The sequence below is a fragment of the Megasphaera sp. DJF_B143 genome (genome assembly GCF_900320625.1).
Taxonomy (GTDB): domain Bacteria; phylum Bacillota; class Negativicutes; order Veillonellales; family Megasphaeraceae; genus Megasphaera; species Megasphaera hexanoica.
The window spans coordinates 1-4,931 of the sequence record NZ_ONTA01000045.1; the positions used below are offsets into that span (position 1 = coordinate 1).

Annotated in this window: 6 protein-coding genes; 2 read left to right on the forward strand and 4 right to left on the reverse strand. The window is 48.9% G+C overall.

What is annotated here, in order from left to right; all coding sequences use genetic code 11:
• Positions 1–29: 29 nt before the first annotated feature.
• From DBO31_RS01325 to DBO31_RS01335, 3 genes are all read right to left on the reverse strand, one after another.
• Entirely contained in the window at positions 30–1,196 is a 1,167-nt protein-coding gene (locus DBO31_RS01325) for a M20/M25/M40 family metallo-hydrolase (RefSeq protein WP_075581529.1), read from the reverse strand.
• Positions 1,197–1,278: 82 nt separating this feature from the next.
• Positions 1,279–2,223 carry an AEC family transporter gene (locus tag DBO31_RS01330; protein ID WP_075581530.1) on the reverse strand — a complete coding sequence of 315 codons (945 nt, stop codon included), beginning with the start codon at positions 2,221–2,223 and terminating at the stop codon, positions 1,279–1,281.
• Positions 2,224–2,260: 37 nt separating this feature from the next.
• Positions 2,261–3,043 (reverse strand): carbon-nitrogen family hydrolase, encoded by a 783-nt coding sequence (locus DBO31_RS01335; protein WP_150824255.1) that lies wholly within the window; start codon positions 3,041–3,043, stop codon positions 2,261–2,263.
• 163 nt (positions 3,044–3,206) lie between these two features.
• Between DBO31_RS01335 and ybaK the strand changes: the two genes are divergently transcribed.
• On the forward strand, positions 3,207–3,713 hold the full coding sequence (gene ybaK / locus DBO31_RS01340; protein ID WP_059075648.1) for a Cys-tRNA(Pro) deacylase: 507 nt from the start codon (positions 3,207–3,209) through the stop codon (positions 3,711–3,713).
• On the forward strand, positions 3,706–4,365 hold the full coding sequence (locus DBO31_RS01345) for a uracil-DNA glycosylase (RefSeq protein ID WP_059075647.1): 660 nt from the start codon (positions 3,706–3,708) through the stop codon (positions 4,363–4,365). The genes ybaK and DBO31_RS01345 overlap by 8 nt, the downstream gene beginning before the upstream one ends.
• 148 nt (positions 4,366–4,513) lie before the next feature.
• Here DBO31_RS01345 and DBO31_RS01350 read toward each other — a convergent pair.
• On the reverse strand, positions 4,514–4,931 hold a 418-nt coding region (locus tag DBO31_RS01350; protein WP_304466337.1), incomplete at its 5' end, for an FAD-binding oxidoreductase.

The following is a 4,931-nucleotide window of genomic DNA, read 5'->3' on the forward strand; positions in this document are numbered from 1 at the left end:
GTCCGTCTTTCTTTCAACGGCTTGCTGTATTATTTTTCCGCCGCATCAAATTCTTCCTTCATCGCCTTGCACAAGTCTTCATGTTCCGCCAGACGCAGTACGGTTGCCCCGATGATTTCTGCACCGCGGATGATGACCGGTTCAATGGCCTTGTTTTTGACCATATCGGCGATTTCTTTGGAATGGTCCGGATAGAACGTATCCCCCATGGCCAGGTGGACGTGGAGCACCGGGCATTGATGGCTGACGTTGGCAATATCCGAGCTGCCACCGCAGTCAGGTTCTACAAAGGGCACATCCATATCCCGGAGCACGCCGCGCACGACTTCCGTCGCCGTTTCATTCCATACAAGGTCATCATATTTATACCCCAGCTGGGATACATCAAAGGTCGTTTCCGTAGCAATGGCCGCACCTTCAAAGCAATGCATCAGGCGCTGAACCACTTCGTCGAGATAGGTCCGGGTAGAATGGCGGACGCAGCATTCCACTTCAGCATAGTCTGGAATAATATTAGAAGCCGTCCCGCCATTGACGATGTACGTACCAATCCGCGTATCAGGCTTTACATGCTGGCGCATCATATCGATGGCATGGAGAGCCAGCATGGCCCCATTCAGCGCATTCCGGCCTTTCCACGGGTGAGCTGCCGCATGAGCCGTCTGTCCGTGAAAACGGATACGATAATCATCGAGGGCCAGAAAACGGGAATTAGGCGTCGTTTCACACGCTGACATATGGACCATCATGGCAAGGTCGTAGTCTTTAAAAATTCCCTGCTGGCACATGGGGATTTTACCGCCCCGCAATTCTTCATCCGGTGTTCCAATGACATCGACGGATACAGGCGGATTCGTCATGCCATGAAATGCCGCCCCGGCCAGGAAGCTGATAGCCCCGCCTGCCGAATGACCACAGCCATGGCCGATACCTGGAAGGGCATCGTATTCAGCCAGTACGGCAACCCGTAAAGCCGGAGACTCCGTCTGGCAGGCAACCGCCTTATAGGCCGTAGCCTGTCCGCTGAACTGCTCCGTCACATCCATACCGGCATCCCGGCAGGCCGCCACGTGGCGGGCACAGGCATGATATTCTTCCCCGGATAACTCGGGATCATTGGCAATCGCATAATTCAATGCAAAGGCAGCAGGAGCATACTGCTGCACCTTTTTAGAAAATTCATCATATACAGACATGATTTACTCCTTTTGTTTCAGATAAAAAGGACGGCATCTGCACAGGGACAGCCGTCCTTTTACTATTATATAATCCTTCGCCTCAACCGACAATAGCCATATAAAGGGGAATGACCACCAGTCCCAAGGCAATAGACAGAAAACTGATTTCTGTTGCATACTGCACATCGGCACCGACGGATTTCGCCACGACTGTCATTTGCGTCATAGCGGGCATACTGGCCTGCATGGTAAATACTTTCGCTGACATATCCGTAATGGGAATAAACGGCAGCAGTGCCAGTACACAACAGGGACAGACGAGGAACCGGCCGCATAAGGCACCGATGATATCCCGGTCCCAATGAATATCTTTCCAGGATATAAGACTCATTTCTATGCCGATGACAATCAGTGACAAAGGCGTTGCCATATTCCCGACATACTGGAAACTCATGACCAGGAAATCCGGCAGCTTCACGTCGAGCATAACCAGAACGAGGCCGATGAGAAATCCTTCCAGCGGCGGTGAAAACACTTTTTTGATTGTCTGCATAGAAAAAAGCGGCATATTCTTCCCGCCCGTGCTGTCATTGACGATATGATACACCGCCAATGTCCAGAACATAGTCGTATTGGCCATATAATAAAGCATGACCGACGGCACACTCTTGGGACCGAACAAGGCCAGATTGACAGGCAGACCGATAAAAATTGTATTGGCAATAAAAAAACAGGTAATGAATATCCCCTGCCGGTCCTTGCGGATATGTAGGACTGCCGCCGCGATTCTTCCCACAAAATAGGCCAGGAAAATAGACGCAAAAGGCAGTACCAAATCCGGCGCAATCTGTACTAGTGAATCGTGCGTAAAATCGCGGACCATATTGACTACCATATAAAAAGGCAGAGCCACTTTCATGACAATCTTTGTCAGAAGAGCACTCGTATTGCTGTCAAACCATCCCTTGCGGGACAAAATAAACCCGATGGAAATAATAAAAATAACTTCAAAAATCCCCTGCAGGCCATGTATAGCCCCTTCCATACCAACACTTCTCTTTCAAATAACACTATAACACACATCAGAGCTGATACAATTCCGGCCGGCGATCACGGAATACGTTAATACTGCTGCGGATACCTTTGATGACCGACAAATCGACATCACTGGTAATAATCTGCTCCCGTCCGTCTGCCTGGGAAAGGACCTTGCCCCAGGGATCAATAATCATGGAACCGCCGCAGAATTGATACTCTCCAGCCTGGCCACAGCTGTTGACAGCTACGACGAACATCTGATTTTCAATGGCCCGTGCCTGATTCAGAATCTGCCAGTGTCCCAGCCGTGGATTGGGCCAGGCCGCCGGTACGAAGAGAATTTGCGCGCCAGCCAGCGCTGCCATGCGCACCCATTCACCGAACCGTACATCATAGCAGATAATCGACGCCATTTTCACGCCATCTAATTCAAAAATATTCAGATGGTTTCCTGCCGTAAAGACCGTATCTTCTTTTCCTGGTGTAAACAGATGAACCTTATCATACTCTCCAACTACCTCACCTGTCTTATCTACGACAAAAGTCGAATTATACAGCTTTCCCTGTTTTTTATTGGCAACAGAACCGCCAACAATATGGACATGATACCGTTTTGCCGCATCAGAAAGAAAAGCCTTTGTTCTCTTTCCCTCTTCATCAGCCAGATCATATACGTTTAGCGGATAAAACGATGTATTCCAAAGCTCGGACAATACGACGATATCGGCCTCTGCAGCTGCCGCCGCTTCCATGGCCTGATCGGCTATATGATAATTGGCATCTACATCGCCATAACAAATAGCTGCCTGTACCGCTGCTATCTTCATAGACTCACCCCCATTAATACAAAAAATGCAAACCCGCATATTTATTATATAAGAGGCTGTCAGGCAATGCAACGGCTTATACGCGCCCCGGAATATAAAATTCTGGAAATCCCTGTCTTCCTATGCTATAGTAGTATCGAAACAATAGATGGAGGAATGGGACATGGCAAAGGTGAAGAAGACGAATGTCATGCGCATTTTGGATAAGCATAAGATTGTGTACGATATTAAAACATATGCCTATACAGAAGACGATTTATCAGGCATCCATGCGGCGGCTGAGCTTGGAATGGATGCGGCCCGGTTATTCAAAACACTCGTCGGTAAGGGTAATAAAACGGGAATCGTCGTATTCTGTATCCCCAGTGACAGGGAACTGGATTTGAAGACAGCAGCTGCTGTCAGCGGTAACAAACATGTAGAACTGCTCCATGTCAAAGACCTGCCCGGTGTCACTGGCTACATCCGTGGCGGGTGTTCTCCCATTGGCATGAAAAAACAATTTCCAACGTATATTGATACATCTGCTGAGAATTTTGATACCATCAGTATCAGCGCCGGTCAGCGTGGAATCCAGGTACTATTGCCTGCCTCCTGTATCTGTTCGGTTACCGGCGCCGGTATAGCCAGTCTGACAGCAGATTATGGGGAGGCAAAGAACGATGAGTAATGACAAAATGCAAGATTGGCTCCAGGAGCTTATGAAGTGTGATGCCTGCAAATTACGCCATGAAGGGAACCGGGGGCCGACGCGCTATTCCGGAGATCCCGATTCACCGCTCATGTTCGTCGGCGAAGGACCTGGCGGCGTCGAAGATGAATACGGCGTTCCCCTCGTGGGCCCATCGGGCCAGCTCCTCGATAAGGCTCTGTGGAGTGTCGGTCTGACCCGGGACCATGTATATGTGACCAACATTGTCAAATGCCGTCCCAAAAATAACCGGACCCCGACCCTGGAAGAAGGGAAGGCCTGCGCCAATATTCATCTGGTGCAAGAAATCAAACTGGTACAACCAAAAGTCATCGTCTGCCTCGGCAAGGTAGCCTTCCAGTATTTTTATGGGCATACAGCCAGCATCATGCGCAACCGGGGAAAATGGTTCACCTGGCATGATATACCGGTCATGCCGACCTATCATCCGGCATTTCTCCTGCGTCAGGCTGGAAAAGACCTGGTTGAATCCAAATGGCAGGTATACTACGATTTCAAGGCTGCCGTAGAAAAAGCCGTAGCAGCCGAACCGGATTTCACCTATAAGAGTGAGGAAAAGCCAAATCTCCTTGCCCAATACGAAAGTCTCCGGGAAAGTCGTCATTTCTAATTTCCCCCCCGGCATCTCATACTCATTTCTAAATCAAAATAGGTTGTCTCACAAAGCAACGTGGCTTTATGAGACAACCTATTTTTATCTTACCTTCTGCCGGAAGTGGTCAAATCGGGACACCTTGACAGCTGGTTTTATTGTATATTTATTCCTGAACGAAATCGCCTGTCATATCGACGAGTTTGCCCGGATTCATGATGTTATTGGGATCCAGTGCTTTCTTGATTGCTTTGATGACATGGAGTTCCGGAGCCGGCGTGCATTTAGCAAATTCATCCAGTTTCTTGAAGCCAATGCCGTGTTCACCAGACATCTTGCCGCCGAGAGCATATACACGGGGGAACAAATCGCGATGGAAAGCTTTGATTTTGTTGAACCATTCTTCCGGAGAAAGGCCTTCTTTGTTCAGTGGCAGAACATGGATATTGCCATCACCGATGTGAGCAACGGTTACGCAATACAGGCCGTATTTTTCTCGGAGTTCCGGAATCTGTTTGGTGATATCGGGAATCTTATCGAGAGGTACGACGAAATCTTCCGTCTGGAACATTTTATCGACATCA

What these genes read in the sequence shown, in the direction of transcription:
- DBO31_RS01335 (WP_150824255.1), bottom strand. Translation starts at nt 3,043, where the DNA reads ATGAAGATAGCAGCGGTACAGGCAGCTATTTGTTATGGCGATGTAGAT.
- DBO31_RS01325 (WP_075581529.1), bottom strand. Translation starts at nt 1,196, where the DNA reads ATGTCTGTATATGATGAATTTTCTAAAAAGGTGCAGCAGTATGCTCCT.
- DBO31_RS01330 (WP_075581530.1), bottom strand. Translation starts at nt 2,223, where the DNA reads ATGGAAGGGGCTATACATGGCCTGCAGGGGATTTTTGAAGTTATTTTT.
- ybaK (WP_059075648.1), top strand. Translation starts at nt 3,207, where the DNA reads ATGGCAAAGGTGAAGAAGACGAATGTCATGCGCATTTTGGATAAGCAT.
- DBO31_RS01345 (WP_059075647.1), top strand. Translation starts at nt 3,706, where the DNA reads ATGAGTAATGACAAAATGCAAGATTGGCTCCAGGAGCTTATGAAGTGT.